Below are 25,428 nucleotides of genomic sequence, written 5' to 3'. Positions count from 1 at the left end.
CCTTAGGACGAAAACGCTGCATTGCTGGGCAATCGCCAAATAAACGTCCCGGCACACCTCAACATGGACAGCGCTGGCTGCCTCAGAGCCTTTTTCGGCAATGATCAGGGGCGCACCCGCTAGAATATGGTGCCTGTCTTCTGGGTAAAGCAGTTCAATAATCCTAGAAACATTAAACTGACTATTTCTCGCACTGATGGGCCTCAATACCTGATGGGCTATTTGATGATTCAGGTGCGCGGTATAGTCTCGATAGGCTTGCTGGGCTTGCGCTGCACTGGCAAAAATTTCCCTGTAACCTTGCGCGTTCAGCCAGTCGATAAAGTATTCAGTAAGTACCATTCGCAATAGGACTGTCTTATCACGCAGACCGGCAAAGGACTCCAGAAGCCTCACAATCAGTTCACGACGGCTTTCAACAAAAGACTCAATCCCTACCGGCGTGCCGCGATCATCCTGAGTTTTTTCATTCTTACCACGCAGCAAGTATGCAAAACTGCCAATATCCAACGGCTTCTTTATCACCTTCGGAGACAGTTTCAAACGCAAGAGCTCAGGCTCGGCAAACTCACGGGTGACTTCACTCAGCGTAATAATTTGCGTATTGCCACGATGCTCGAAGTGCTGACGACTATTCATCGTGCGCAGCCACCTTCAGCACCGCGTAACCGCCATTGAACAACTTGCCCTCCCAAATCTCTTGGGCCATGACCTTTTCGTGAGTCATCTTGAACAATTTTAGGTAGTTCTCTGTCGTTTCCCTGGACTCGTGGTGCATCCGCTTCTGAATAAAGTCAATGTCTTCGCCCGGTTTCAACGCCCCTTCCTGAACCAATACCTGCAAGCGCTGGTAGAGTTGATAGGCAAAGGTCGCTCGCAGCCAGTGATATGAAAAGTCTTTCGGGAATGGGCTAGAGGCTTTTAGGATCAACTTGCGCTTAATCGTTTCCGTTACCTGTCCTGCCTGCGGGGACTTCACAATCGTATAGCGCGGATCGCTTTTGGCCATGTAATAGCAGTTGCCTTGATCGGAGAGAAACAAATACATATTGTCTTCGGCGACCGACAGGCCGGGATGACTGGACTCTAACTGAGCACTGAACTTCTCCCGCCGCTTCTTCATCATCGGGCTTTTGGCAAGCGTGACCAGCTCTTCGGCAAGTTGCTTCGGAACGTACAGGACTTGCGGTTTGTCGTATTTCGTATCAATGCCTGTCCGGGGGCCGGCATGTAATTTATAGGCGCCCTCCCGCTCCAGCTTGTCATCTGTAAAACCCTTCAAATGCTTCAAGCGCATGGTCAGAACGGTTTGCTTTCGGGCACCCGTCATTAGCGAGGCCATCAGGATCAATCGCTCAACCGCAGACCATTCTTTTTCATTGCGAACGGCGGAAAGAAACGCACCCAACTCACGATTAGAAAGCGGCCTAAGATCCTCGCCGTCTTCCCGCACGAACCCCAGCGGCACTGAACTAACCGGCGGTGTGCGCTGCGTTTGACTGCGCTTTTCTGCTTCTACGACCTTGACGCCTTTATATCCCTTCACGATGAACCGTACCTGCTTGATCGTATCGACACGCTTCATGTCGAGATCATGCCAATGCTCGGAAACGTACTTGTAAAAGTGATAGACAACTCCGGTGTATTGATTGATTACCTGATTACTGCGAGTGCCTTCGTTAATCAGGTGGTAGAAGTATTTGTATGTCGGACGAAGCGGAGGCCGAGCACCGGAGAAGTCGAGCCAATCAAGGTTGTTATCCTCACAGAACAACAGGTAATCAATCAGTTTGCTGGCTCGCCGCCGAACATCGTCAGTGCGCCGATTGATCGGAGCCTTGTCACGCATTAGGCTCAGCAGATAATCGTTAGTCTCTTTCCACGGATCTCCATTTGAGTGAAACAGAAACGGGAAATTATATAAATCAGGGTAGTTATCTCCGCCAACTTCACCAACCTGATACACAATTTCAGAGGCGCTCCCTTCCAGCATAATTTTTTTGCGCCTGGCACTTCACTGATGCGCAGACCTGAGAAGGCGTTTCGAAGGGCCGGAAGAAGAACCAGGCGCGCTTCGTGCAGAGGATTTCGATAGGACATGACTCACCCTTAACTTAGATGAGTCGACACTAGCGATTAGGCGTTTACGATGCATCTCAAGTCGCTGCACTTTCTCACCCCGCCGCAGTGGAGTTTAAGGCAGCATTGCAACTGAAGCCGCAGTAGACGCCTTCTACCTCAAAGCAGCCGGTAGCGCGGCTATGCACAAAGAGCTTGAGATGACGAGCAGCAAAGCCCTATCCGGGCGATCACTTCTCAGGCTGTATCCCCGCTCACTCGGATTTTCAGAGGTGATCTGTCAACGATCCATGTTACAGAGGGAGGTCTCTGCGAAAACTGTCAATCACTTCTTGTTAAGCGACTCCACCCATGGGTCCAACTTATGGAATAGCTTGGGGTAGCGGCCCTTCAGATCCTTTTTCACCTCGCTGTAGGTGTTGGCCCAGAAGCTTGCGAGATCCTGCGTCACCTGCACCGGACGGCGCGCCGGGGAAAGCAGGTGCAGCTTCACCGCCTGCCTCCCGCCGGCAATGCGCGGCGTGTCGGCCAATCCGAACAGTTCTTGCAGACGTACCGCCAGCACCGGCGGCGACTCGCTGTAATCCAGCCGTACCCGCGAACCAGAAGGCACGGTGATGGCGACCGGGGCCAGCTCGTCGAGCCGCTGCGGCAACGGCCAGGGCAGCAATGTTGCCAGCATGCTTTTCAGGTCCAGCTGAGCGAAGTGGGCTAGCCGTGAAACCTTGCCCAGATAAGGCAGCAGCCAATCTTCGAGACGGTCGAGCAACGCCGTGTCGCTGACATCCGGCCATTCGCTGGCGCCGCCCGCATCCCGATCGATCTGCCGAAGCAGGGCGATGCGCGCCTGCCATTGGCGAATCTCTGGCGTCCAGGGCAGCAATTCCAGCCCCTTGCGCTGCACCAGCCCGAGCAGGGCTCGACCACGCCCCTCTTCATCCAGCCCCGGCAAGGGTTCACGGCTGAGTACTAGTTCGCCGACCCGCCGCTGCCGTTCGGCGCGCAGCACGCCTTCGCGTTCGTCCCATTCCAGCGCGTCGTGTTGGCTCGCCTGCTCGGCCAGCACCTCGTCGAACAGCGTCGGGTCCAGTGCTGCGGCACGATAGATGCGCTCTTCGCGCTGACCTTGACGGCTGCCCAGTTCGGCGATCACCAACCAAGGCTCCTTCATCAGCGCATCCGGCTCGCCGAACACCGCGCCCCGCCCATTGGCCAGACGGTACTCGCCACCGCCCTCGCGGCGCTGCCGGGCGATTCGGTCGGGATAAGCGAAGGCCAGCAGCGCGCCATGCCAGCGCTGATCATCTACATCAGTCGGAGCATCGCCCGCCGGGCCGCGCAACAGACCGCGAAACTGCCGGGCCAGCTGACGTACCCGCTGCGCGCCGGCATGCCGACCCGCGCTGCCGGCGAGCATTCCGAGGCGGGTGAAGATATCGCTGCCGCCGCGCTGAATGTCGCGCTCTACCAGCAATGCAGCGAGATCGGCCGCCAGCGGACCAAGCCCCAGCGCCTGGCCGCGCAGCAACATATGGGCGATGCGCGGATGCGCCGGCAGTTCGGCCATGGCCTGGCCGTGAGCGGTCAGCTGCCAACCGCCGCGGGCGTTACGGCTGAGCGCGCCGAGGCGCTGCAGCAGATCCTGCGCCTGCGCATAAGCGGCCACAGGCGGCGCGTCCAACCAGCTCAGCTCATCCGGCTCGACGCCCCATCGCGCCAGTTGCAGCGCCACCCCGGCCAGATCGGCCTGGAGGATTTCCGCTTCGCCATAGGCCGCCAGTTGCGCGTGCTGATCTTCGGACCACAGCCGATAGCAGGTCCCTGGCTCCAGACGCCCGGCGCGACCGGCCCGCTGAGTCGCCGAGGCGCGGGAGATGCGACGGGTTTCCAGACGGGTCATGCCGCTGCCGGGATCGAACCGCGGCACCCGCGCCAAGCCGGCATCGACCACCACCCGCACGCCTTCGATGGTCAGGCTGGTTTCGGCGATGTTAGTCGCCAGCACCACCTTGCGCTTGCCGTCCGGCGCCGGTTCGATGGCCGCACGCTGGGCGCTCAGCTCCAGTTCGCCGTGCAGCGGGCACAGCATTACCTCGTCCCGCTCCGCCAGTTGCTCGGCCAGAATATCGTTCACGCGGCGGATTTCGGCCTGTCCCGGCAAGAAGACCAGCACGCTGCCGGGTTCCTCATCCAGCGCTTGCAGGACCGTTTGCACCACTCTTGGCTCGATGCGCTCGCCGGGCTGGAACGGCCGTCCCCAACGCTGAGCGACCGGATACATGCGCCCCTCGCTGCGCACCACCGGCGCATCGTCGAGCAGGCTCGACAGCCGCGCGCCTTCCAGTGTGGCGGACATCAGCAGCAGTTTGAGCGGCTCATCGCGCAGCAGCACGCGCGCATTGAGGGTCAGCGCCAGCGCCAGATCGGCGTCCAGGCTGCGCTCGTGGAATTCATCGAAGATCACCAACCCCACGCCTTCGAGCGCCGGATCGTCCTGCAGTCGGCGCGCCAGAATACCTTCGGTAACCACTTCGATACGGGTATTCGGCCCGACCTTGCTGTCCAGACGGATGCGATAACCGACAGTCTCGCCGACCTTCTCGCCCAGCTCACTGGCCAACCGTTCGGCCGCGGCACGAGCGGCCAGCCGCCGTGGCTCCAGCATCAGGATGGTTTGCCCGGCCAGCCACGGCTCGTCCAACAACGCCAGCGGAACGCGGGTGGTCTTGCCCGCGCCAGGTGGTGCTTCGAGCACCGCTTCGTTACGGATTCGTAGGGCCTGGCGCAGCGCCGGCAGGGCTTGATCGATCGGCAGGGAAATCATGGGCACTCCGCGTGAGGGCGAAGATTGTAAAGGTAAAGAAGGGAAAAGCGCTGGAGACTGGAAAGCTAGACGACAAGGCAACTCGGTCGCCTTTTCCCTCAGCTCCCGCCTCCAATGCAGGACGTGGCGAACGGTCACCCAGGCAAGACAGTCTGATGTCGAGAAAACATCACACGGCCCTTGTATAGTTGCGCCCACTTTTCCGGAGGTCCTTATGCGTACTCGTTCCCGTGTTATCGGCGGCGTGCTGGCCGTCTCCCTGTTCACCCAGCTGACCGCCTGCGGCACGCTGTTCTACCCCGACCGGCGCGGGCAGATCGACGGCAAGATCGACCCGGCCATCGCGATCGCCAATGCCGTCGGCCTGCTGTTCTATGTGATTCCCGGCCTGATCGCCTTCGGCATCGACTTCGCCACCGGCGCGATCTACCTGCCCGACAACGAATATTCGATGGCCCCGGAAAAGCTTCAGGAAGCCATCGGCGCCGACGGCGTTATCGACCAGGCCAGACTCAAGGCCATCATCGAAGCGGAAACCGGCCGCAGCCTGCCGTTGGACGATCCACGGCTGATTCAGCACAACGGCAGCATCGAGCAACTGGCCGCCTTTGGATTGCGTCCCGCAGCCTGATGCAGCACACCAGCGAACGGCGCAAGGGCGTCAGCGCCGAGCACGCGAGGCTGATGCGCCGCGCCACGCGTCTGGCGTTGGCCGTGGCGCTGACGTTGGCGGCAAGCAAGGCGCTGGCCTGGTGGATGAGCGGTTCGGTCAGCCTGCTGGCCGGTCTTACCGATTCGCTGCTGGACGGCGCTGCCTCGCTGCTCAACCTCTTGGCGGTGCACTACTCGCTGCGCCCCGCCGATGACGATCATCGCTACGGGCACGGCAAGGCCGAAGCGCTGGCCGGGCTTGGCCAGGGTGCATTCATTTCGGTGAGCGCGATCCTGGTCTGCGTTCAGGGTGTCGACCGCATGCTGCATCCACAGCCGTTGGGCGCGCCGACCCTCGGCATCGCCGTGATGGTGTTGTCATTGGTGCTGACTGTGGCGCTGCTGGCTTACCAGCGTCATGTGGTGCGCGAAACCGGCTCCACGGCGATCCGCGCCGACTCGCTGCACTACCGATCCGACCTTTTGCTCAACAGCAGCATTCTCGTGGCACTGATCCTCGCCGGGTATGGCTGGGATCGCCTGGATGCGGTCTTCGGCATCGCCATCGCGGTGTACATCTTCTGGAGCGCGCTGAGCATCGTGCGCGAAGCCGGCGCGGTGCTGATGGACACCGAACTGCCGCCGGACGTCAGCGAGGATATGCATCGACTGGCCTGTGCTGTGCCTGGCGTGGTTGGCTGTCATGACCTGCGGACCCGTGTTTCGGGCACCCGCTGGTTCGTGCAGCTGCACCTGGAATTGCCGGGACAGCTGCCGTTGATTGAGGCCCATACACTTTGCGAAGCGGTCGAGTGGGCTATTCAGGACCGCTACCCGCGTGCCGAAGTGCTGGTCCATGCCGACCCGCTTGAAGTAGTAAGACCGCGCCCAGCGTCGGAACCTGCCGGCCACCCATAAAAAAAGACCACGTGGCGAGACGTGGTCTTTTTTCAATACTGCTGAATTCGCTGACCGCGTGTGGCGGGATCTTCGGCAGCGCCTTATGGGCGGTGCTGGCCCGGACCGATGACCTCGATAAGGTCGGCGGTTGGCGCGGCGGGATAAGTACCGCGTCAGTTCTGCCGGGGGCTGAAGTTGGATAAAGCTTACGCCCCGCATGCCGGCAGATGTTTGCGAAGATTGCTCAAATCCATATGTGTTGCGCAATTCTTACGGAGAAGAGCATAGTTCCACGCAATCAAACCACGCGAGCTATTCGAAATGAGCAAACTCGACCGCCATGACCTGCGGATTCTTGCCGAATTGCAGCACGACGCACGCATCTCCAATCAGGACCTGGCCGAGCGTATCGGCTTGTCGCCGTCACCCTGCTCGCGGCGGGTCAAACAGCTCGAGGACGACGGGTACATCGCTCGCCAAGTGGCGCTACTGGATCGCAAAAAGCTCGGCCTGACCCTGACTGCGTACGTATTGATCGGCATGGATCGGCACACGCCGGAGCGCTTCGAACATTTCGAAGGGGTGATCGGCAAATGCGCGCAAGTGCTGGAATGCAGCCTGGTCACCGGGATGGACGCCGATTACCAGCTCAAGGTCGTGGTGCCCGACATGGAGCACTATCAGGCCTTTCTGCTCGGCACGCTGACCCGCATCGAAGGCGTCTCCAGCGTGCGTTCGAGTTTCGTGCTGCGTCAGGTGTCGTCCAGTACTGAACTGCCGCTGGATCACCTGCGCGCCTGAGACCCATTGCCGCGCCGGGCATCGACGCTGCCGGACTTGGCGTATAATCGCCGCCGCCTTGCTATGCCCCCGCGCGCACCACTTATAGAAATAGCGTCTCGCTCGTCGATAAACGTTCGCCGGCTGTCATAGCTGTATCGACTCAGGCCATGTGAAAGCACTGCGCTCGCTACGTTTTCATACAGGCCTAACCAAGCGGAGTAATCGATGGAGCCCGAAGTTTTCGAAAAGTGGATGATGATCGTCCTGGTTGGCGGCCTGATCGCCTTCATGGCGTTCATCATCTGGGACCTGGCCAAGAAATCCAAAGCCGGCCGACTCGGTACGACCATTCTGTTTCTGGGGCTGGGCCTGTGCCTGTTCGCATTCATCGCCAAACCGATCATCGGCTACATCATCGAAGTGACGCAGGGTATTCCGCACTAAGCGTCTGCGCAGCCCTACACACCGACTCTCTGCAACACGACGCGCACCAGGCTTGGCCGCCCAATGACGAACCCCACCCGTCCGCCAGCGTTCTCGACGATTCGTCGGACGATGGCCAGGCCCAGCCCGGTCCCCTCGCTGCCCTGGCGTCCTTTACGAAAGCGCTGAAACATCGCCTCTTGTTCCTCCGGCGGTACGCCATCGCCCTGATCGACAACATCCAAGTGCAGGACCGCACCCTCCGCGCTTAACGTCACCCGTACCTCGCCGATCCCGTGCACCAGTGCGTTTTCCAGCAGGTTGGTCAGAGCCTCACGCAACTGGTCGGCGTTGCCGCGGCATTCCAGATCATCGGTAATATCAACTTCGATAACACGCTGCTGTGCTTCGAATAGTGGCAGCAGAGCCGCCGAGGATTCACGCACTACACGTGAAATATTCGCCCGCTGTGCCGATCCGTTGCAGCATTCCACAGCTGCGCCATCCTGCCGCGCAAGCTCCAGCAATTGCGCTACCAACCTGCGCATCTGACGCATTTCCATACCCAGCGCGGGCCAATCGGGCTGACCACTTTGGTGGGCATCCTGAAGGCGCAAATCAAGCACCGTCAGCGGTGTGCGCAATTCGTGAGCAGCATCGGCGACGAAACGTCGCTCGGCGGCATAGGCCGAAGCGAGCCGGTCGAGCGCATTATTCGCCGCTTCGGCCAGCGGATGGATTTCCTGCGGTAAATCGTCCAGCGCAATGCGCCGCTGGGGCTCATCCGGACCAATCTCACGTGCAAGCACAGCGGCGCGGCGCACCGGGCGCAGCGTCCAGTTAAGAAGCAGGAGGATCAGCGCTACCGACACCAGCCCCAGCGGCAGCATGATCACCATGCTCTGGCGCAGCCGATCCTTTAACAGGTCGTCAAGCATTCCACGCTCGGCAGCGTCATTGCGCGAAACCATCAGAATCGCGCCGTCCTCCAGACGTACCGGGACATTGATCACGGCCCCACCATAAGGGCTCCAGCGCCACCAGCCCGGCTCACGCTCCAACAACGCGGTGCGCAGCCGCCGTGGCCGCTCCAGGTTTTCTGAAAACCACAGCAATTGTCCTTCGGCTGAGTACAGGGTGTAGCCCAGCTCAGCGCCGCCGGAGTTTCGCGGCAGCGCGGTGAAGTCGCTATCGCTGCGCATTCCCTCGCTGATAGCCCGCGCCTGGATTGACAGCACCACGCGGCGCAACTCGTCGCGAGTGCCGTACAGGTGCACGGCAACATTGCCGAAGCCCAGCACGAACACGACTAACAGTGCGATCAGCACCCGCCGATGCAGGCTGCGCCGTTTCGGCATCGTCAGGTTCGTGTCAGGTCTTAATGACATAGTTGTCCTTAATGAGATTTATTAACGTTTGAGAGTTATTCACAGGGAGCTTGCTTTTTCATGTCTGCATTGCGTATGCGCCGCCACTATTTTCTCCAGACCACACTTGCCATGGCCATCGCCGGGGTCGTAGCTCCGTACGCGCCAGCTGATGATTCCAAGGCAGTCGGTCTCAAGGACATCGTTGTCACCGCGGCGGGCTACGAACAGCAATTGATCGACGCGCCAGCTTCGATAACGGTCATTAGCAAGGAACAACTGGAGGGCAAATACTACCGCGACGTAACAGATGCGCTGCAGGACATTCCTGGTGTGTCCATCGAGGGTGGCGCCGGTGGCAAGCTGGAATCCACCTCGATCAACATTCGTGGTTTGGGCGAGGATTACACCCTGTTCCTGGTCAATGGCAGGCCGCTGGGCAGCTCTAGCGAGGCCTACTACAACGGTTTCGGCAGCGCCACCCGGTTCGGCTGGCTGCCACCGATGTCGGCCATCGAACGCATCGAGGTGATCCGCGGCCCGATGTCTTCTCTGTATGGTTCCAGCGCGCTGGCCGGCGTGATCAACATCATCACAAAGAAAGCCACTGCCCGCGAATGGTCAGGCACCGTTAGCTACGACCGACTGTTCCACGAGAATAGCGACGCTGGTCCTGCCAATCAGGCCCGCTACTACCTAAGCGGACCGCTGATACAGGATCATCTGGCGTTGAGCTTGTATGGCTCGCGCAACCATCGTGACGAAGATGAAATCGAGGGTGGCTACGCGGAAAAGACCAGCATTGACAACACCGCGCTGCTCGACATCGTGCTCAACGACATGCACAGCTTCCAGTTCGAAGCCGGCCGTGGCGAAAGCGACAACGAACGCACTGAAAAGAGTGGCGCTACCGGCGAAATGGACAACGTCCGCACTCATTACGGCGTCAGCCACGCGCTGAACTGGGGCAACAGCTTCAGAACCGACACCTTCCTCACCAACGAAAAAGTTGAGATTGAGAACGGCACCGCCTATTCGGAGTATTCGGCCACCATCCTCAACAGCAAGACCGTGCTTCCGTTCGATCGCCACACCATGACTCTGGGCGGCGAGTACAAATGGGAAACCACCGACCACGATGTCGGCCGCTTTTACGGTGCCGACATGGAACTTGAACGCTGGCAGCGCGCACTGTTTGTCGAAGACGAGTTTTACGTCACCGATGCGCTGTCGGTAACCGCAGGGCTGCGTTATGACGAAAACGAGCACTACGGCGAAGAGCTCACCCCGCGTCTGTATGGCGTCTATCGCCTCACCGACGAATTGGTATTGAAGGGTGGCGTCAGCGGTGGCTACAAAACGCCGACCCTGAAACAGGCCGATACCAGCATCGTCGAAAATGCCGGTCGCGGAAGATCCTATGACATGGGCAACTCGGCTTTGAAACCGGAAAACAGCGTCAACTATGAAATGGGTCTGATGTGGGATGCAGCCAACGGTATCCGTTCGGGCGTGACGGTGTTCTATACCGAATTCGAAGACAAGATCGGCAAACGCCTGTTCTGTACCAGCCCCGCTTCGGCACCTGCCTGTACCGTCAATGGCATCGCACCGCGCCAGACAATCAACCAGTACATCAACCAGGACGCTGCCGAACTGCAGGGCGTGGAAACCTTCTTCAACGTACCGCTCACCGCATCGCTGGATCTGAAGACTAACTACACCTACTCCGACAGTGAGATCACCGAGTCGGAGGCTTCCCCGGAAGACGTCGGTAAACCGTTCAACAACCTGCCCAAGCACATGCTCAACGTTGGCCTGGACTGGCGCACCACAGAGACCCTGAAACTCTGGGCGAAAGCACGTTACAAGAGCGAAACCGTATCGGATGAAGATCTGGAGCAGCGCCCGGCTTACACCATGGTCGACCTCGGCGGCCTGTACCGGGTTAGCGAAAACATGGATGTCTATGCCGGCCTGTACAACGTGTTCGACAAGGAAATTTCCAACTCCGACTACGGTAAGACGCTGGATGGCCGTCGGCTCAACGTCGGCGTAGCGCTGAATTTCTAAAGCGGTGTTTACGAAGCGTTCGGCGTCAGCCGGTAACCCAGCCCGCGCAAGGTCTCGATGCTGCTGTCGGCTCCGGCCGCCATCAGCTTGCGTCGCAGTCTCGAGACCAGCGCCTCGATGGCGTTCGGCGTAACAGCCGCGTCAAGCGAATACAGGCGTTCTTCGAGATGATCCTTGATGACTACCCTCGGCGCGCTGCGCAACAGCTCGCCGAGCAGCGCCATTTCTCGCTTGGAAAGGATCAGCGGGCACTGCGCGACCTGCACGCAACGGGAGTCCAAGCAGAGGCTGAGGTTGCCCAGCTGCAGGCTCCGAGCACTCCGCGTACCTGGACGCCGCAGCACCGCGCGCAAACGCGCCTCCAACTCAGCCATTTCGAAGGGCTTGAGCAAATAATCATCGGCACCGGCATCGAGCCCTGCGACTCGGCTTTCCAATGCATCACAGGCGGTGAGGATGATGCACGGCAGGTCGCCGTTGAGTGTCGCAGCGCGGGCGGCGAGCAATGACAGACCGTCCATGTCAGGCAAACCGAGGTCGAGAATCATCGCATCGTAGCGGCTCAGCCCCAGCATCGCCTGTGCCTCACGGCCATGTTCGGCGGCATCAACAACAAAACCGGCCCGCTCCAGATGCTTCACCAGCAACCCACGCAGTACTGAATGATCTTCAACGACAAGCAACTTCATGAGTTTCACCGCGACAGGCTGGCGTCAGGCTACGGTCAGCCAAGCCTGAGATAGTAGATAAGAATCAACCTCAATTGAAATATATTATGATTACCGCGCAATGTTCTAATACTCATCAGACATATTTTCCTTTGGCGACCAGGCAGCACGCATCATGCCGCCGGTAACCAAGCACCTCGCCTGGACGGCCTCTGCTAGCGCACGTCATCGTTTGGTCATCGCATCGCGGGCGATCCTGGCCATTTTTGGTGGCTATGCGTTCGCCGCGCTGGCCACCGCGAGCCTGGCACTTGCACTGCCGTTGCCTAGACCACAGGCGGTCCTCACCGCCACCTTGCTGTCGTTCGTCCTGTACTGCGCCGTGGTGATCTGGGCGTTTGCAGCCGCCAGCGCAGGTCGCGCGTGGTGGGTGACCGTCGCGCTGTGCAGCCTACCGGCAGCACATCTGCTGCTGATCGGAGTTCAGCCATGAAAGCGCTCGGTTTCCGTCAGGCCAACGCCTGGCTGCACACCTGGGTCGGCCTGCTGCTCGGCTGGCTGCTCTACGCAATCTTTCTCACCGGCACACTGAGCTTCTTTCAGGACGAGATCAGCTTCTGGATGCAGCCCGAACAGCACGCCTCGATGGCGCAGCCCGATACCGCTGTTCGGGTGATCGAACAGATGCAGACGCTGGCACCCAACGCCGCCGTGTGGAACATCAATCTACCGTCGGAACGCAACAGCGCGGTACGCGTGCAATGGTTCGAACAAGGCGAGCGCCAAGGCAAAGGGGGCGGCCAGCGCCGTGTCCTCGACGCCACCAGTGCCGAGCCGATCAATGTGCGCGAAACCCGCGGCGGCGGCTTTCTCTACCGCTTCCATTTCGAGCTGTACGGCATGCCGCGCATCGTTGCGCGCTGGATTGTCGGCATCGCCACGCTGGTCATGCTGGTGGCGATCGTCAGTGGCGTGATCACCCACAAGAAAATCTTCAAGGACTTCTTCACCTTTCGCCCGCGTAAGGGGCAGCGTTCCTGGCTGGATGCGCACAACGTAACGGCGGTGCTGGCGCTGCCATTCCACCTGATGATCACCTACAGCGGCCTGCTGTTATTGATGTTCATGCTGATGCCGTGGGGCATCGAGAGCGCCTACCGCGGCGACGCCCAGGCGTTTTTCGCCGAGAGCGGCGGACGCGGCGGTGGCGGGCGCAACGCCGGCAGTGAGGCCGCGCCCGGCAGCGATGTCCAAGTCGCGCCACTGACCGACCTGCGCCCCCTGCTGGAAATCGCTGAGCAACACTGGCCACGCGGTACCGGCAGCGTACAAGTCAGCCAGCCAGGCACCGCCGACGCAGTCATAGAGCTGCGCGAGCATGGTGGTGACAGCCTGATCGACCGAGGCAGCAGCGAGCGCCTGCGCTTCAACGGTGTCACGGGCGAACAGCTGAACGGCCCCGTAAGCGCTCCAATCAGCGGGGCTAACGCAACCTATAACGTACTGACCAGCCTGCACCTGCTGCGCTTCGCCGGTGCACCGCTGCGCTGGGCTTTTTTCGTAAGCGGCCTGCTTGGCACAGCGATGATCGTCACTGGAATGGTGCTATGGGTGAACAAACGCCTGCCCGAGCGGCAGAAGCTTGGCCGCACGCCTTTCGGCCATCGATTGGTGGAAATTCTCAACGTCGCCACGCTTGCCGGCTTGCCCTTGGCGATCGCCGCTTATTTCTGGGCCAATCGACTGTTGCCGGCCGCGCTGAACGGGCGCGTCGAATGGGAAATACGCTGCTTCTTCGCAATTTGGCTAGTCAGCCTGCTGCATGCGCTGTCCCGCCCGCACCGTCGCGCCTGGGTTGAGCAACTGGGTGCCAACGCGGTGCTGTTCGCCGCGTTGCCGCTGTTCGCCCTGCTGTTGCCAAACAGCCATGTACTGAACACGCTCGGCCGTGGGCAATGGTTGGTTGCCGGTGTCGACTTGACGCTCTGGGCGTTCGCTGCGGTGTTTGCCGGCGCAGCCTGGAAGGTCGCCACCCATCGCCCCACCGTGCGAGCGCCACGGCGGAGCGTTGCGTGTACAGATGTGAAGGAGCTCGCAGCATGATCTGGCTGAGCCTGGCGCTGTGCTTCAGCGGCTTCGTCGCGCTGTGCCTGAGCGTCGATCGACATCATGAGCAGATTCTGGGCAAGCGCCCGCCCGCGGCGGTACGCCAGCTCCTGCGTGCCGCCGGCTGGCTGGCTCTGGCGGCGGCTGCCGCGCCCTGCATCAACCCATTCGGTGTCTCGGTCGGTCTGGCGCTATGGACCGCTCTGCTCAGCGTCGCCGCCCTCGCCCAAGTGCTGCTGCTCACTTACGCACCGCGCCTTATCGTTCCGCTGGCGTTCGGCGCGCCGTCGCTCACGCTTCCCCTGCTGCTGTTCTAAAAATGGAGTCGATCATGTTCAAACCCGTTGCGCTGGCGCTATTGCTGGTTCCGTTGTTCACCCAGGCCCATACCTTCCTGGTCAAGCCAGACAGCGTTACAGCCAATCCCGGCGAGCCGCTGCAATTCTCGGTGCTGATGACCGAAAAACTCTTTCAGGGCGAGCGCCTGCTTGATCCTCGGCAGGTGGAGGTGCAGCTGCTGCAGGACGGTAAAACGACGCCGCTGAAACTTGAAGCCGACGAGGCCGCCAAGGCTCTGCGTGGTGAAGCCGCCGCGCCGAAAGATAATGCACTGCTTGTGGCGCGAGCCGCGCCCCGCTATCGCCCAATCGACAAGAAGGAAAAGACTGACGACCCGGCGAAAATGTTGCGAATCGAAAGTTTCTCCAAGGCATTGGTCAATCCGAACGGTGACGGTGACGCCTTTCGCGCGCGCAGCGGTGATCGCCTGGAGCTGATCGCGCTGGACAATCCCAACAGCCTAAGTACCGGCAAGGCATTGCGCGTTCAGGTGCTTTTCGACGGCGAGCCGCTGGCGGGCAAAGTGCAAGCGCTGAGCCCAGGCCGCGAGCGCATCGTCGCTAATACCGATGCCGAGGGTATCGCCAGTCTGGAATTGCCGACCGCCGGCGTCTGGGTCGTGCGCAGCAGCCACCACAGTGACGAAGCAGACGCGCGCAGCGCCCGCTACGAAGCAAGCGCCAATCTGGTTTTCGCGATCGATTGAGTGATAAGCCCGTTCAGTTCAGCTGAGCGGGCACCTCACGCCATTCGCCTGGCTGCAGCCCATCCAAAGTCCAGTGACCAACCCTGACCCGCACCAGCCGAAGCGTTGGCAGCCCCACCGCTGCGGTCATTCGCCTAACCTGACGATTGCGTCCCTCACGAATTACCAATTCCAGCCAGCAAGTCGGCACGCTTTTGCGAAAGCGCACCGGCGGATTGCGCGGCCACAGCGATGGCTCATCAATGGCGCGGGCTTCAGCTGGCAGCGTCATGCCGTCGTTGAGTTCGACCCCTGCGCACAGGCGCTGCAATTGCTCGTCCGTCACCTCGCCTTCGACCTGCACCCAGTAGGTTTTTGCCAGTTTGTGCCTGGGATCGGCGATCCGCGCCTGCAATTGCCCGTCATTGGTCAGCAGCAACAGGCCCTCACTGTCCCGATCCAGGCGGCCGGCGGGATAGACGCCCGCTACTGGCACGAAATCCTTAAGCGTGGCGCGTCCATCGGAATCGTTGAACTGGGTAAGCACGTCGAAGGGTTTGTTCAGTAGCAACAGGCGCGGCTCGGCCGGCGGCACCTTGGCCACGCGGCGGGGCTTGCCGGCCGGGCGCTGCGGGCGCGGAGTGGAAGGGCGGGGCATGACAAGTGGCTCCAGGTCGGGGCGGCCATGCTAGGGCGGCGATCCCGACCTCGCAAGCTATCGTCCAGTAGCTCGCGGCGCGCCATGACGAAAGCCAGCCCAGCGTCTATCGGTCAGCGGCTCATACCGGCCAGCCGCTGCGATATCGCCTGCATGCCCTGGCCGAGTTCGCGCAGCGTCGCCGCATCACGGGCCCCTTCTTCGCTTGCGGTGTGAATGCGCACAGCCAGCTCGTTGATTTCCTGGGCGACATGACTCTGCTCCTGCGCCGCCACGGCAATCTGCTGCGCCCGCTGGACGATGCCATCGAAGCTGCTCACCGTGTTGCCCAGCGTACCGGCCACACCGTCAGCCTGCCGTACCGCTTCATCGGTGCGTTGGGCGCCGGCCTGCATGGTCGAAACCGCCTGGGCCGAGGCCTGACGCAACTGGGTGATCATCTGTTGAATTTCATCGGTGAACTCTGCGCGCGTCCCGCCAGGGTCCGCACCTCGTCGGCCACGACCGCGAATCCGCGTCCCTGCTCGCCGGCACGCGCCGCCTCGATCGCCGCATTGAGCGCCAGCAGATTGGTCTGTTCCGAAATGGATTTAATGACGTCCAGCACCCCGCCAACGCGCTCGATATCCTCGCCGAGCTGGGTGATGGCCGAGGCGGCATCGGATATATCGCCAGCCAGCCCGACGATCACTTCGCTGTTGCGCTGCACTTGACCCTGCCCCTGCTCGGCTTCGGCAAGTGACTGGCGAGCGGTGTCGGAACAGTCGGTTGTGTTCTGCGCAACCTCGGCCGCGCTGGCTGACATCTCGGTTATCGCGGTCGCCAGCAAAGTGTTGTCCTGTCGCTGGGCTTCGGCACGATCGGCCAGCCCAACGGAAAGACGGGCCAGTTCGTCGGCCTGCCGCTCCAGGCTTGCCGATTCCTCGCCGATGCGGCGCAGCATGTCACGCAGCGAACCGGCGTAATGATTGACGGCGCCGCGCAGCGCCCCGAGTTCGTCGGCGCGGTGAATCTCCAGCTGAGCACCGTCATGCCCACCGCCCTGCCCCAGCCGCTCGATCTGTCCGGTGGTTTCCTCGAGCTGTGCCAACAGACGCTTGCCTGCCAGCCAGGCGATGCCAAGCAGCAACGCCAGCAGCGGCAACAGAAGCAGCAGGATTTGTTGCGTCAGCTCGTCGGCAAGGCCGGTCACGTTCGCCTCCGGCGTAACCAAGCCAACGCGCCACCCCGTGCCGTCCATGGTTTCCAGCGTCACGTAAGCCGCGCCGTCGACCAGGCCGTCGTGCTCCAGGAACAGCACGGCATCTTCCGCGCCGCGAGCGGCAACGGCGTCGGCGACTGGTTTGAGCCAGGATTGCTCACGCACCAGATCGGCCATGGCCGGCAACCCACCGTTGCCCTTGGCGCCCGGAAAAAACAGCAGATTACCAGCCTGATCGACCACAAAGGCGTAGCCGCCGGTCACGCCGCCGTTCGCCTCGAGGAAGCGGGCCAAGCCATCGAGCTTGAGATCGAGGGTCGCAACGCCGGCAAACGCGCCGTCACGAGTGTAGGGCACGCTGCAGGTAGTCATCGCCACGCCGCTGACCGCGTCCTGATAGCCGTCCGACCAGACGCAACGTCCCGGCGCCGCCGCGCGAGCCCCGCTGTACCAGGATTCGGCATGGTAGGCGGACGTCTGCGCCGCGTTGTATTCCTCCGAATAATCCAGCCCGCCGCTGGCGTTGCGCGCCCAGAAGAAGCTGCGCCGCTCGATGCCAGGCGTGAATGCATTCGGTTCCGGCCACAGCCCGCCGCCAGCGATAGCGGCGTCGCCCTGGCTATCGATCAGGTTGGGCAGGGTCGACAGCACTAACGCTTCGTCATTGGGCATCCTTTCAGCCAGATGCGCCATGGCGGCGGTGGTGCCTTCGATGCGGCTGAGCTGCAGCGCAAGCTGACGGGCCAATGCGCTGGCCGACTGCTCAGCGGCGGCGGTTCCCGTGGCCACCAGCCTCGGTTTGCCACCCAGGGTCATGACCCCGAAGATAGCCAGAGCGGTAAGCACCAGAAGAACCAGAACGCCCAGCGTCATGCGTGGCGCGATCCGGGTAGGCAGGAGAGACATGCTACAAACTCCATCACCAAGGGACTGCGTCACCATGGAACTGGGTTATGTAGCATTACGGCCGCCCGCCCCGCACATTGAGCGCCCCATGGCTGGAAACGACGAGCGGCAGCACGATCGAACCGTGCTCGATCGGAAAAACGATAGGCGTTTTGGTTCGATCGAAAGGGCCGAGATGGCACCCGAGCGGCTGCCCAGCATCAACCAATCCCGCGAGAACGAGTCAATGACTGTTGCGGCCATCGCCGCCATCACTCAGAACTGCTTTGAAGGATTTCAACGTGCAGATACGTGACGCCCTGGACGCCGACCTCGACGGCATCCTGCAGATATACAACGACGCGGTGCAGAACAGCACAGCGATCTGGAACGACCGGACCGTCGACCTCGCCAATCGCCGCGCCTGGCTGGCCGAACGCCATGAACAGCGCTATCCGGTATTGGTTGCCGTCGACGACGAGCAGCGGGTCGCAGGTTACGCATCTTTCGGCCCTTGGCGCCCGCACGATGGTTTCCGCCACACGGTGGAAAATTCGGTCTACGTGGGTCCCGGTCAGCGTGGTAGCGGCATCGGGCGCAGCCTGATGCAGGCGCTGATCCAGCGCGCCCGGCAGTTGGACAAGCATGTAATGGTCGCGGCCATCGAGAGCGAGAACCGCGCCTCGATTCATATGCACCAGCAACTGGGCTTCATCCACGTCGGGCAGATGCGACAGGTCGGTTGCAAGTTCGGCCGCTGGTTGGATCTGACGGTCATGCAGCTGACGCTGCACAGGGCAGCCAACCCGTGATACTCAAGGTCAGGCGAGTGACTTCGGGCTCAATGTCACCCGGCTCGAATAAACCCTACGACTAGGTAGAGCGGAACGCCAAAGCTTTCCCCCTCGAACCCGCGGCATTCCGCCGGCCTGTCAGTATCTGCAGACGCTTCCACTGCCTCAACGCAGCTGGCTGTCTTTACTGCCGCGGCGGTTATAGCCGGTGTATGCGGCTTCTCGCTTGTCCTGTTCGGACTGGCACTTCACGCACAACCGTACGCCAGGGACCGCTTGCCGCCGCGCCTCGGGAATCTTGGCGTCGCACTCTTCACAATGCGTCAGGCTTTCGCCCCGCCCCAATTTGCTGCGTGCGCGCTGAACGGCGTCCTCGATCGTGCTGTCGATCTGGTCCTGCACCGCGCCTTCGTTCGCCCAACCGGTGGCCATCGCAACCTCCTGCCTGTTCGAGCAGAGCAATCACTGTTCAAGTTTGAACCGCCGCAGCGTCAGCGGTTCAGCCCACACAAGCTGTGTCATTGTCCGCCATTTCCTCGGCACCGCCTGTCGTTTGCTTGGCGTCAAAACGACGAGCGGGGCTTGAGCCACGAGCATATGCACTAACCTTTCCAGCCGATCGACGGCCAAGCCGAACCCCGCAGCTGCTCTGCTAATGCGCTTTATGTACGTACGGCTGGCACAACTATCCACCAGCGAAACGGTGTATGAACAAAAATACCCTGATGGCCCTGACGCTCGCTCTGAGCGGATGCGCCAGTCAACCGGACGTCGTCGAACACGAGGTTGGCCAGTTCGATCTCAAGCTCGGCACGACCCCAACCCGGAGCATGGCGCAAGGCCTGGTCAACCCGACCGCCGCCAGTACCTTTCGCGGCGGGCTGGACCTTACTCATGCCGGTGGCGTGTACGTGGGGCATTGGGCGCCAAGCATGGGCATTCTTGACGGCAAACCATTGGAGTTGAATAGCTATGTCGGCTATGCCCAGCCCTATATCGACGAGACGCCCGGCTTCGAGCTCGGCGTGATTCGCTACAGCTTTCCCGAACTTGAAAACCACGATCGCCACGAGTACTACGCGGGCATCAATCTGGCCGGCAGCCGCCTGGGAGGCGCGTTACGCAGCGCGCCAGGGCGCACCGACGGGACGTTATTCCTGGAGCTAGGATCGGTCCGGCCGTTCGATGTCGGGGTTCGGCTGAAATACGCCAGCCACTCGATGGACAGCCCTATGTATCACCCCGGCGGCAGCGTGCGGGTGTTCAACGATTGGTCGCTGAACCTGTCCCGCCCGCTGCTCGGCATGCATATGGATCTGTCCTACACCGACTCCAGCCTGCGGGGCGAGCAGTGCGGCGTGTATTCGGGGCTGAACGCGCACTGCGAGAGCTATTTCATGTTCAAGGCCGAGCGTCAGCTGTTCTGAGCGAGCCCGGCGGTCTGCGCTAGCGAAAGCGTCTTTGCGCATGCAGCACCGCCAGCAGAAATACCGCAGCCGCGAAGCCGTACAGCAGCGCTAGATTTCCATGCTGAAACAGCCAGGACCCCAGCACCGGCCCGGTGGCCATGCCCATGAAACGAAAGAAATTGTAGCTGCCAACGGCGGTGGCGCGATTACTCGGGTAGAGATCCATCAGCAGGCTGGTCTGCACAGGCAGCGACAGGCCGAGAAACAACCCGAAGGCGCTCACCGCCACGACAAGCGCCGAGAGCGACCACTGCGCAACGGCGAGAAACAGCAGCACACTGAGGGCATTCAACCCGGCCGTCACCAGCAACGTCGGGCGTGCCCGCCAGCGTCCCAGCAGCCGACCGCCAGCGAAGCTGCCGATCACCACGGCAATCGACAGCGGCAGGAAGACCAAGCCCTTTTCGCTGGCGCTAAGGCCGTAGCTCGTGTCCAGCACACGCGGCATGAACACCAGGTAGTTATAGAAGGCATAGTACTGCACGAAACTCAGCAGCATGATCGCCAGCCCCTGATGGTTGCGCAGCACATCCAGATAGTCGGCGGGATGGAAAGCCTTGGGCGTGGTCCCGGCGGGGCGCGTTTCCTGAAGCCAGATGGCATTGGTCAGCAATGCGGCGGCGCCGACTATCGCCAACAGCAGAAACACGTAATGGAAGTCCAGGTGCTCGCCGACGAAGCCGCCGACTACCGGCCCTACCACCGGCCCCAACGCCACCATCATCTGAAACGAGCCCATCGCCCGGCCACGCTCCGCCCCTTCGAAACGATCGCCAATCACCGTGACCGCCACCACCGCACCGGCGGCGATACCCACCGCCTGCAGCGCTCGAAACACCAGCAGCGTCTCGATATTCGGCGCCAGAAAGCAGCCCAGCGAAGCGCCGACATAGATCGCCAACCCCGCCAGCAGCGTGCGCTTGCGACCTCGACGGTCGACCAGCGGGCCGTAGACGATCTGCATGAACGCCAGCACGAAGGTGAAAATCGAGATGCTGAGATTGATCATCAGCGGCGTGGTCGCCAGCGCCGCTCCCAGCTCCGGCAGAATCGGCGCGTAGACGGTCTGGGTGAACGGCCCGAGGAACGCGGCGAAAGCCACCATGAAGGTCAGCAGGCGTGGGCTCATTGGATTCCCCGATCGATGAAAGAGCCGGCGCAGCAGTTATTCCTTGACCTGCATGAAGTCTTCGGCCCAGGCCATGTATTCGTCGGCGGTCGAGTATTTGACCGAGAGCTGCGATGCGTTGAGGTCCGATGCGTCGATCTGACGTTGTTCGCGCAGGCAGTCGTAGGTCGCTTTGATCGCGGCGAAGTAGGCGGCGTGTCCGTTGACCACGATGCGCACGCCGAGCGCAGCCAGCCGCTCGTTGTCACGCAGGCGTGGGTTGCCATAGGCCACCAGCATCAACGGCACGCTAAGTTTTTCGGCGACCTGCTCGAGCTGCTCGAAATCCTCAATGCCGACCAGGCAGATGCCATCGGCACCCGCCGCCTCGTAGGCCTGGACCCGGGCGATCACCTCTTCCAGGCCGATCACGCCGGCATTGGTGCGGGCAATGATGGCGAGCGCGGGGTCAATACGCGCTTCGAGCGCTGCCTTAATCTTGCCGACCGCTTCGAACATACCAATCAGGTCCGTGGACTTGCGGCCGAATTTGGCCGGCAGCAGGGTGTCTTCGATGGTCAGCGCGGCGATTCCGGCGCGCTCCAGTTCCACCACCGTGCGCATCACGTTGAGCGCGTTGCCGTAGCCGTGATCGGCATCGGCGATGATCGGCAGGCGCGACACGCGGCCGATACGCGTGGCCTGCTCGACGAATTCGCTCAGGGTGATCAACGCGAAATCCGGTGCCGCCAACACCTGCAGCGAGGCGACCGAGCCGCCGAGAATGCCTACTTCGAATTCGAGGTCGGCAGCGATGCGCGCCGACATCGGGTCGAACACCGAAGCGGTGTGATAGCAGCGGTCGGATGCCAGCAGTTGGCGGAATTCGTTGCGCAAGGTGTGATGTGAAATTCTTTGCATGATTTTTCCTGAATAAAGCACGCAAGGGTCGAGTCGCCCTTGTTGGTCGATGCTGGAGCGACGCGGACGGCCCGACGGCACATCCGCGGTGTAATCAGAGCCGGGGACGCGGTGCGCGCCCCTGCACCCAGGCCATGCATAGGCCGCTGGCAATGATGATAGCCATGCCCAGGATCGCGCCGAGATCCGGCACGTGGCCGAAGGCGAAGAAGCCCACGACACCGGCGAAGATGATCTGCGCATAGGTAAAGGGGGCCAGGGTCGCCGCGCTGGCGAAACGGAACGCATTGGTCAGTAGAAGATGGCCGCTCATCGCCATGGCGCCAAGTGCCGCCATCAGCAAAGCGTCGTGCAGCGTCGGTGTCTGCCAGTTGAAAATCACCAGCACGCTCATCACCAAACTACCGACCACACTGGTGAGGAAGTTGCTGGTCACTGGGTGGTCGGTAGCGCTGAGCCGACGCGTCACCAGCTGGTAGAGCGTGAAACTGACCGCCGCGCCGAACGGCAGCAGGATCGCTGGAGTGAACAGCGCCCCGCCTGGCCTCACGATGATCATCACCCCGATCAGCCCGCAACCCACCGCCAGCCACTGGCTGCGGCTGACGTGTTCGCCCAGCAACGCAGAGGCGACAGTCACCAGCAACGGCGTCAGAAAGATCACCGCCGTGGCCTCGGCCAGCGGGATGAAACTCAGGCCGCTGATGAACAGCATGCTCACGCTCACCAGACTCAAGCCACGGCATAGCTGCAATCCGGGCCGCAGCGTATGGAACACGCGGCGCCCCATGCGCGGCGCGAACAGCGCGGCCATCAATACCGTCTGCGCCATGTAGCGCGCCCAGATGACCAGGAACACCGGATAAATCAGCGTCAGGTGCTTGGACAGCCCGTCGTGCGAGGCAAGAACCAGGCACGAGATGAGAATGAGCAGGACGCCGAGCAACGGCTGGTGTGAATTGTTCAAGGAGAAAAACCAGAGGGATAGCTAGCTAACTAACGATGCATTATGCCCGCAAAACGCGAGGCCGTCAGTCGCGACTTGGCATCCTCCGACCGCCTGCGCTGGCGCCATTCGAGACGGCGGCGACAACGCTATCGGCAGGTGCGGCATCGCGCCGCCACGCCCCTCGTCGCCTGGCTCACCCTTGCGCCGCCGATCGCGTATGATCGCCGGCCCGTTGCAGGCCACACAGCCGGCCCGAGTCCGTTCGAGTAGCCCAGATGTTCAAGTTGAGAGCGATGCAGGCGCGCGATATTCCTGCCGTGATGTCGATTCAGGAAGAATCCTATGCTGCCGAAGTCCTTGAAGACGAAGCGGTGATCCGCACCCGCCTTGCCGCGTGCCCGCAACTGGCCTGGGTCGCCGAAGATACCCTTGGCCTCTGCGCCTACCTCTTCGCCTATCATTCGCGGGTTGGCAAGGTGACGCCGCTGGACGGCGAATTCCAGTCCCACGCCGAAGCCGATTGCCTCTATCTGCACGACCTCGCCGTAGCCCGTCGCGCCAGCGGTCGTGGCATCGGCCCGGCGCTGGTGCAGAAGAATTTGGAACAGGCCCGAACTCAGCAGCTGCGTTATTCGGCGCTGGTTTCGGTACAGGATTCAGAAGCGTTCTGGGCGCGCCTCGGCTACGCCGCGCATGACGAACTGGATCAGCCGCAGGCCAGCAATCTGGCCAGCTACCAGATCCCGGCCGTGTACATGGTGCGCGCACTGCATTGAGCGAAGCGGCAAGCTTCAAAGAAGCCCGAACTGACTTCGCAACGCTGTCACTTAATCATGTTTGCTCCGAGAGCCTCCTAAGAAGAAGCAGGTGCACACCCGCTCCAGTGGGAGGCGCGACCTCGCGGCGAATAGGCCGCAGGCCTACCGAAACGAAGGCGTGCCTGAGCTGATGGCGCCTGCGAACAGCATTGCGGGCTAACCTCCGGCTTTTCCTTGCAGCTTGCCGCTGCCCCTACCGGAACGGCGGCTCGTCGAAGCTGCGCAGCTTGCGCGAGTGCAGCGAGTTGAGCTGATTACGAAGCAGATCGAGCGCGGCGATGCCGATTTTCAGGTGCTGGGTCACGGCGCGCTCATAGAAGGCATTGGCCGAGCCCGGCAACTTGATTTCACTGTGCAGCGGCTTGTCCGATACGCATAGCAACGTCCCGTAAGGCACACGCAGGCGATAGCCCTGAGCGGCGATGGTGCCGCTTTCCATATCCACCGCCACGGCTCGCGACAGATTGATCAGCGGCCGTTCCTGCGCCCAGCGCAGCTCCCAATTGCGGTCGTCGTAAGTCAGCACGGTGCCGGTGCGCAAACGCCGCTTCAGCGCCTCGCCTTTATCGCCGGTGACCTGCGCGGCGGCCTCCTGCAACGCCTGCTGCACCTCGGCCAATGCCGGCAGCGGAATATGAGGCGGCAGCACCCGGTCGAGGATGCCATCGCGACGCATATAGGCGTGAGCCAGCACGTAGTCACCGATCGATTGTGACTGCCGCAGGCCGCCGCAATGACCGATCATTAGCCAGCAATGGGGGCGCAGCACAGCCAGGTGATCGGTGATGTTCTTGGCGTTCGAAGGCCCGACGCCGATGTTGACCAGGGTGACGCCGTCGCCATCCTCGGCGATCAGGTGGTAGGCCGGCATCTGATAGCGGTGCCAGAGCACGCCGCCGATGATCGCCTGGGCCTCGCCCTCCTCCATACCACGTTCGATGATGGTGTTTCCCGGCAGCACCATGCGCACGAAACGGGTGTCGTCGCGCAGCATGTCGAGGCCATGGCGGATGAACTGATCGACGTAACGGTGATAGTTGGTCAGCAAGATCCACGGCTGCACATGCCGCCAGTCGCTGCCGGTGTAATGCACCAGCCGGCGCAGCGAGAAATCCATTCGCGCACCGTCGAACAGGGCCAGCGGAAAGGGGTCGGCGTGCTCCCAGTCGTAGAGCCCGTCGGCAATATCGTCGGTGGCGGCAGACAAGTCGGTGCTGGGAAACACCCGCGCCAGCTCAGCTGCGGTCACACCGGAGCCGGCCAGCTCGTCGCCCTGCTCGATTACATAGGGATAAGGAATGTTGCGGTCGCTGATCCCGACTTCCACCTTCACGCCAAAGTCATGCATCAACGGCTGCAGCTGATCGAGCAGATAACTGCGAAACGCCGCCGGATGAGTCACCGTAACGCTGTAGACGCCCGGCGCCTGCACCTTGGCATAGGCGCGGGTCGAAGCCGGAACTTCGCCATGGCATTCGTAGGTCAAGCGCAGTTCGGGATAGCGAAACGACGCACGCTCGGATGCACTCGGCTCGCTGCGGCTGGCCACGTAACGCTTCAGCGCCTGGTTCAGCGCCGTAGTGGCGCCGTGATGCAGCTCGGCAAGGTGGTCCACGGCCTCTTCAGCGCTGGTGGCAATGGCGAAACCTTCGGAAATGTCATTCATATCAGAGCCCTTGCTTTTTGCTTTCGCTCATCTTGCCTCGTTTTGATTGCGAAGGCATGGC

The 25,428-nt window shown here is 61.5% G+C and carries 25 protein-coding genes and 1 pseudogene; 13 read left to right on the top strand and 13 right to left on the bottom strand.

Going from position 1 to position 25,428, the window contains the following annotated elements:
• The 3 genes and pseudogenes from NA647_RS18260 to hrpB form a co-directional block, all read right to left on the bottom strand.
• Positions 1-639, bottom strand: a pseudogene (locus tag NA647_RS18260) (hypothetical protein); the annotation flags it as partial.
• Complete coding sequence (locus NA647_RS18255) at positions 632-1,993, bottom strand: site-specific integrase (RefSeq protein WP_256058968.1); 1,362 nt, start codon at positions 1,991-1,993, stop codon at positions 632-634. The gene NA647_RS18255 and the pseudogene NA647_RS18260, both read right to left, overlap by 8 nt.
• Before the next feature lie 411 nt (positions 1,994-2,404).
• Positions 2,405-4,903: an ATP-dependent helicase HrpB gene (gene hrpB, locus NA647_RS18250; protein WP_256058967.1), complete on the bottom strand. Its 2,499-nt coding sequence runs from the start codon at positions 4,901-4,903 to the stop codon at positions 2,405-2,407.
• Positions 4,904-5,117: 214 nt separating this feature from the next.
• Between hrpB and NA647_RS18245 the strand changes: the two genes are divergently transcribed.
• From NA647_RS18245 to NA647_RS18230, 4 genes are all read left to right on the top strand, one after another.
• Positions 5,118-5,534, top strand: a complete 417-nt coding sequence (locus tag NA647_RS18245; protein ID WP_256058966.1) for a polyribonucleotide nucleotidyltransferase — start codon at positions 5,118-5,120, stop codon at positions 5,532-5,534.
• Positions 5,534-6,472: a cation diffusion facilitator family transporter gene (locus NA647_RS18240; protein WP_256058965.1), complete on the top strand. Its 939-nt coding sequence runs from the start codon at positions 5,534-5,536 to the stop codon at positions 6,470-6,472. Before NA647_RS18245 ends, NA647_RS18240 begins: the two co-directional genes overlap by 1 nt.
• A gap of 303 nt (positions 6,473-6,775) precedes the next feature.
• On the top strand, positions 6,776-7,255 hold the full coding sequence (locus NA647_RS18235; RefSeq protein WP_256058964.1) for an Lrp/AsnC family transcriptional regulator: 480 nt from the start codon (positions 6,776-6,778) through the stop codon (positions 7,253-7,255).
• A gap of 207 nt (positions 7,256-7,462) precedes the next feature.
• Positions 7,463-7,681, top strand: coding sequence for a DUF2788 domain-containing protein (locus NA647_RS18230; protein WP_131649723.1), 219 nt, complete (start codon positions 7,463-7,465; stop codon positions 7,679-7,681).
• A gap of 14 nt (positions 7,682-7,695) precedes the next feature.
• On the opposite strand, the gene NA647_RS18225 is transcribed toward NA647_RS18230, so the two are convergent.
• Complete coding sequence (locus tag NA647_RS18225; protein ID WP_256058963.1) at positions 7,696-9,018, bottom strand: sensor histidine kinase; 1,323 nt, start codon at positions 9,016-9,018, stop codon at positions 7,696-7,698.
• 90 nt (positions 9,019-9,108) lie between these two features.
• Here NA647_RS18225 and NA647_RS18220 point away from each other — a divergent pair, with 90 nt between their 5' ends.
• Positions 9,109-11,100 carry a TonB-dependent receptor domain-containing protein gene (locus NA647_RS18220; RefSeq protein ID WP_256058962.1) on the top strand — a complete coding sequence of 664 codons (1,992 nt, stop codon included), beginning with the start codon at positions 9,109-9,111 and terminating at the stop codon, positions 11,098-11,100.
• 8 nt (positions 11,101-11,108) lie between these two features.
• On the opposite strand, the gene NA647_RS18215 is transcribed toward NA647_RS18220, so the two are convergent.
• Positions 11,109-11,789 carry a response regulator gene (locus NA647_RS18215; protein ID WP_256058961.1) on the bottom strand — a complete coding sequence of 227 codons (681 nt, stop codon included), beginning with the start codon at positions 11,787-11,789 and terminating at the stop codon, positions 11,109-11,111.
• A 154-nt stretch (positions 11,790-11,943) separates the two neighbouring features.
• Between NA647_RS18215 and NA647_RS18210 the strand changes: the two genes are divergently transcribed.
• Genes NA647_RS18210 through NA647_RS18195 form a run of 4 tightly spaced genes read left to right on the top strand, consistent with a single transcriptional unit; the run spans position 11,944 to position 14,919 of the window.
• Positions 11,944-12,261, top strand: a complete 318-nt coding sequence (locus tag NA647_RS18210; protein ID WP_256058960.1) for a hypothetical protein — start codon at positions 11,944-11,946, stop codon at positions 12,259-12,261.
• Positions 12,258-13,871, top strand: coding sequence for a PepSY-associated TM helix domain-containing protein (locus NA647_RS18205; RefSeq protein ID WP_256058959.1), 1,614 nt, complete (start codon positions 12,258-12,260; stop codon positions 13,869-13,871). The genes NA647_RS18210 and NA647_RS18205 overlap by 4 nt, the downstream gene beginning before the upstream one ends.
• The gene (locus NA647_RS18200; protein ID WP_256058958.1) at positions 13,868-14,191 is read left to right on the top strand and encodes a DUF3325 domain-containing protein; all 324 of its coding nucleotides are present in this window, start codon (positions 13,868-13,870) and stop codon (positions 14,189-14,191) included. The genes NA647_RS18205 and NA647_RS18200 overlap by 4 nt, the downstream gene beginning before the upstream one ends.
• A gap of 14 nt (positions 14,192-14,205) precedes the next feature.
• Entirely contained in the window at positions 14,206-14,919 is a 714-nt protein-coding gene (locus NA647_RS18195; RefSeq protein WP_256058957.1) for a DUF4198 domain-containing protein, read from the top strand.
• A gap of 13 nt (positions 14,920-14,932) precedes the next feature.
• Here the strand turns inward: NA647_RS18195 and NA647_RS18190 are convergent, their stop codons facing one another.
• From NA647_RS18190 to NA647_RS18180, 3 genes are all read right to left on the bottom strand, one after another.
• Positions 14,933-15,556, bottom strand: coding sequence for a pseudouridine synthase (locus NA647_RS18190; protein ID WP_272889759.1), 624 nt, complete (start codon positions 15,554-15,556; stop codon positions 14,933-14,935).
• Positions 15,557-15,669: 113 nt separating this feature from the next.
• Positions 15,670-15,996, bottom strand: coding sequence for a hypothetical protein (locus tag NA647_RS18185; RefSeq protein WP_256058956.1), 327 nt, complete (start codon positions 15,994-15,996; stop codon positions 15,670-15,672).
• Positions 15,993-17,663, bottom strand: a complete 1,671-nt coding sequence (locus tag NA647_RS18180) for a methyl-accepting chemotaxis protein (RefSeq protein ID WP_256058955.1) — start codon at positions 17,661-17,663, stop codon at positions 15,993-15,995. The genes NA647_RS18185 and NA647_RS18180 overlap by 4 nt, the downstream gene beginning before the upstream one ends.
• Before the next feature lie 88 nt (positions 17,664-17,751).
• Here NA647_RS18180 and NA647_RS18175 point away from each other — a divergent pair, with 88 nt between their 5' ends.
• Together NA647_RS18175 and NA647_RS18170 are read left to right on the top strand one after the other, a co-directional pair.
• Entirely contained in the window at positions 17,752-17,958 is a 207-nt protein-coding gene (locus NA647_RS18175; RefSeq protein ID WP_256058954.1) for a hypothetical protein, read from the top strand.
• The gene (locus NA647_RS18170) at positions 17,945-18,454 is read left to right on the top strand and encodes a GNAT family N-acetyltransferase (RefSeq protein WP_256058953.1); all 510 of its coding nucleotides are present in this window, start codon (positions 17,945-17,947) and stop codon (positions 18,452-18,454) included. Before NA647_RS18175 ends, NA647_RS18170 begins: the two co-directional genes overlap by 14 nt.
• 147 nt (positions 18,455-18,601) lie before the next feature.
• On the opposite strand, the gene NA647_RS18165 is transcribed toward NA647_RS18170, so the two are convergent.
• Positions 18,602-18,868 carry a DksA/TraR family C4-type zinc finger protein gene (locus tag NA647_RS18165; RefSeq protein ID WP_256058952.1) on the bottom strand — a complete coding sequence of 89 codons (267 nt, stop codon included), beginning with the start codon at positions 18,866-18,868 and terminating at the stop codon, positions 18,602-18,604.
• Positions 18,869-19,143: 275 nt separating this feature from the next.
• Between NA647_RS18165 and NA647_RS18160 the strand changes: the two genes are divergently transcribed.
• The gene (locus tag NA647_RS18160) at positions 19,144-19,863 is read left to right on the top strand and encodes a TorF family putative porin (RefSeq protein WP_256058951.1); all 720 of its coding nucleotides are present in this window, start codon (positions 19,144-19,146) and stop codon (positions 19,861-19,863) included.
• A 19-nt stretch (positions 19,864-19,882) separates the two neighbouring features.
• On the opposite strand, the gene NA647_RS18155 is transcribed toward NA647_RS18160, so the two are convergent.
• From NA647_RS18155 to NA647_RS18145, 3 genes are all read right to left on the bottom strand, one after another.
• Positions 19,883-21,034, bottom strand: coding sequence for an MFS transporter (locus NA647_RS18155; RefSeq protein ID WP_256058950.1), 1,152 nt, complete (start codon positions 21,032-21,034; stop codon positions 19,883-19,885).
• A 36-nt stretch (positions 21,035-21,070) separates the two neighbouring features.
• On the bottom strand, positions 21,071-21,934 hold the full coding sequence (locus NA647_RS18150; RefSeq protein WP_256058949.1) for an isocitrate lyase/PEP mutase family protein: 864 nt from the start codon (positions 21,932-21,934) through the stop codon (positions 21,071-21,073).
• Positions 21,935-22,028: 94 nt separating this feature from the next.
• Complete coding sequence (locus NA647_RS18145; RefSeq protein WP_256058948.1) at positions 22,029-22,901, bottom strand: DMT family transporter; 873 nt, start codon at positions 22,899-22,901, stop codon at positions 22,029-22,031.
• Positions 22,902-23,176: 275 nt separating this feature from the next.
• Between NA647_RS18145 and NA647_RS18140 the strand changes: the two genes are divergently transcribed.
• Positions 23,177-23,659 carry a GNAT family N-acetyltransferase gene (locus NA647_RS18140; RefSeq protein ID WP_256058969.1) on the top strand — a complete coding sequence of 161 codons (483 nt, stop codon included), beginning with the start codon at positions 23,177-23,179 and terminating at the stop codon, positions 23,657-23,659.
• Between the two features lie 235 nt (positions 23,660-23,894).
• Here the strand turns inward: NA647_RS18140 and amn are convergent, their stop codons facing one another.
• Positions 23,895-25,367 carry an AMP nucleosidase gene (amn, locus tag NA647_RS18135; RefSeq protein ID WP_256058947.1) on the bottom strand — a complete coding sequence of 491 codons (1,473 nt, stop codon included), beginning with the start codon at positions 25,365-25,367 and terminating at the stop codon, positions 23,895-23,897.
• Positions 25,368-25,428 lie beyond the last annotated feature (61 nt).

It is taken from the genome of Stutzerimonas stutzeri, assembly GCF_024448985.1.
GTDB classification, from domain to species: domain Bacteria; phylum Pseudomonadota; class Gammaproteobacteria; order Pseudomonadales; family Pseudomonadaceae; genus Stutzerimonas; species Stutzerimonas stutzeri_AP.
The sequence above is the reverse complement of the archived record's forward strand: the minus strand, read 5'-3'. Positions and strand labels throughout refer to the sequence as shown.

What these genes read in the sequence shown, in the direction of transcription:
- NA647_RS18240 (WP_256058965.1), top strand. Translation starts at nt 5,534, where the DNA reads ATGCAGCACACCAGCGAACGGCGCAAGGGCGTCAGCGCCGAGCACGCG.
- NA647_RS18155 (WP_256058950.1), bottom strand. Translation starts at nt 21,034, where the DNA reads ATGAGCCCACGCCTGCTGACCTTCATGGTGGCTTTCGCCGCGTTCCTC.
- NA647_RS18215 (WP_256058961.1), bottom strand. Translation starts at nt 11,789, where the DNA reads ATGAAGTTGCTTGTCGTTGAAGATCATTCAGTACTGCGTGGGTTGCTG.
- NA647_RS18230 (WP_131649723.1), top strand. Translation starts at nt 7,463, where the DNA reads ATGGAGCCCGAAGTTTTCGAAAAGTGGATGATGATCGTCCTGGTTGGC.
- NA647_RS18175 (WP_256058954.1), top strand. Translation starts at nt 17,752, where the DNA reads ATGGCTGGAAACGACGAGCGGCAGCACGATCGAACCGTGCTCGATCGG.
- NA647_RS18160 (WP_256058951.1), top strand. Translation starts at nt 19,144, where the DNA reads ATGAACAAAAATACCCTGATGGCCCTGACGCTCGCTCTGAGCGGATGC.
- NA647_RS18235 (WP_256058964.1), top strand. Translation starts at nt 6,776, where the DNA reads ATGAGCAAACTCGACCGCCATGACCTGCGGATTCTTGCCGAATTGCAG.
- NA647_RS18245 (WP_256058966.1), top strand. Translation starts at nt 5,118, where the DNA reads ATGCGTACTCGTTCCCGTGTTATCGGCGGCGTGCTGGCCGTCTCCCTG.
- NA647_RS18140 (WP_256058969.1), top strand. Translation starts at nt 23,177, where the DNA reads ATGCAGGCGCGCGATATTCCTGCCGTGATGTCGATTCAGGAAGAATCC.
- NA647_RS18200 (WP_256058958.1), top strand. Translation starts at nt 13,868, where the DNA reads ATGATCTGGCTGAGCCTGGCGCTGTGCTTCAGCGGCTTCGTCGCGCTG.
- NA647_RS18150 (WP_256058949.1), bottom strand. Translation starts at nt 21,934, where the DNA reads ATGCAAAGAATTTCACATCACACCTTGCGCAACGAATTCCGCCAACTG.
- NA647_RS18255 (WP_256058968.1), bottom strand. Translation starts at nt 1,993, where the DNA reads ATGCTGGAAGGGAGCGCCTCTGAAATTGTGTATCAGGTTGGTGAAGTT.
- NA647_RS18180 (WP_256058955.1), bottom strand. Translation starts at nt 17,663, where the DNA reads ATGTCTCTCCTGCCTACCCGGATCGCGCCACGCATGACGCTGGGCGTT.
- NA647_RS18205 (WP_256058959.1), top strand. Translation starts at nt 12,258, where the DNA reads ATGAAAGCGCTCGGTTTCCGTCAGGCCAACGCCTGGCTGCACACCTGG.
- hrpB (WP_256058967.1), bottom strand. Translation starts at nt 4,903, where the DNA reads ATGATTTCCCTGCCGATCGATCAAGCCCTGCCGGCGCTGCGCCAGGCC.
- NA647_RS18225 (WP_256058963.1), bottom strand. Translation starts at nt 9,018, where the DNA reads ATGCCGAAACGGCGCAGCCTGCATCGGCGGGTGCTGATCGCACTGTTA.
- amn (WP_256058947.1), bottom strand. Translation starts at nt 25,367, where the DNA reads ATGAATGACATTTCCGAAGGTTTCGCCATTGCCACCAGCGCTGAAGAG.
- NA647_RS18190 (WP_272889759.1), bottom strand. Translation starts at nt 15,556, where the DNA reads ATGCCCCGCCCTTCCACTCCGCGCCCGCAGCGCCCGGCCGGCAAGCCC.
- NA647_RS18185 (WP_256058956.1), bottom strand. Translation starts at nt 15,996, where the DNA reads ATGATCACCCAGTTGCGTCAGGCCTCGGCCCAGGCGGTTTCGACCATG.
- NA647_RS18210 (WP_256058960.1), top strand. Translation starts at nt 11,944, where the DNA reads ATGCCGCCGGTAACCAAGCACCTCGCCTGGACGGCCTCTGCTAGCGCA.
- NA647_RS18220 (WP_256058962.1), top strand. Translation starts at nt 9,109, where the DNA reads ATGTCTGCATTGCGTATGCGCCGCCACTATTTTCTCCAGACCACACTT.
- NA647_RS18165 (WP_256058952.1), bottom strand. Translation starts at nt 18,868, where the DNA reads ATGGCCACCGGTTGGGCGAACGAAGGCGCGGTGCAGGACCAGATCGAC.
- NA647_RS18195 (WP_256058957.1), top strand. Translation starts at nt 14,206, where the DNA reads ATGTTCAAACCCGTTGCGCTGGCGCTATTGCTGGTTCCGTTGTTCACC.